This window comes from Halomonas urmiana, assembly GCF_005780185.1.
In the GTDB taxonomy this organism is placed as follows: domain Bacteria; phylum Pseudomonadota; class Gammaproteobacteria; order Pseudomonadales; family Halomonadaceae; genus Halomonas; species Halomonas urmiana.
In genome coordinates this window covers 1-363 of the sequence record NZ_VBUI01000091.1, presented here as the reverse complement: position 1 = coordinate 363, position 363 = coordinate 1, and the positions used below count along the sequence as shown (strand labels likewise).

Annotated in this window: 1 pseudogene; it reads left to right on the top strand. The window is 56.7% G+C overall.

Annotated features, from left to right (window positions below):
• Positions 1-52: 52 nt before the first annotated feature.
• Positions 53-363: pseudogene (locus FEI13_RS18885) on the top strand (transposase); the annotation flags it as partial.

The following is a 363-nucleotide window of genomic DNA, read 5'->3' as shown; positions in this document are numbered from 1 at the left end:
AATTGGAGCGGACACCCCGATAAGCCTCATAATGGAGGCAATGGAGGTGTTCATGACCAAGAAGACTCGACGTCGGTATTCCGATGAATTCAAGGCGGATGCGGTGAGCCTGGTGACCGAGCAGGGGTATTCCGTATCCGAGGCTGCCCGGCGCCTGGGGGTTGACCGTAGCTTGTTGGACCGCTGGTGCCGCAAGCACCGTCAGCAGGTCTCCAGCACCCCGGGGCAGCAGGAAGACGATCGCGACGCCGAGATCAAGAAGCTCCGCGAAGAAGTGCGTAAGCTTCAGATTGAAAAGGATATTTTAAAAAAGGCGGCGGCCTTCTTCGCCAAAGAGTCGAGCTGAGATACCAGTTCATCGAG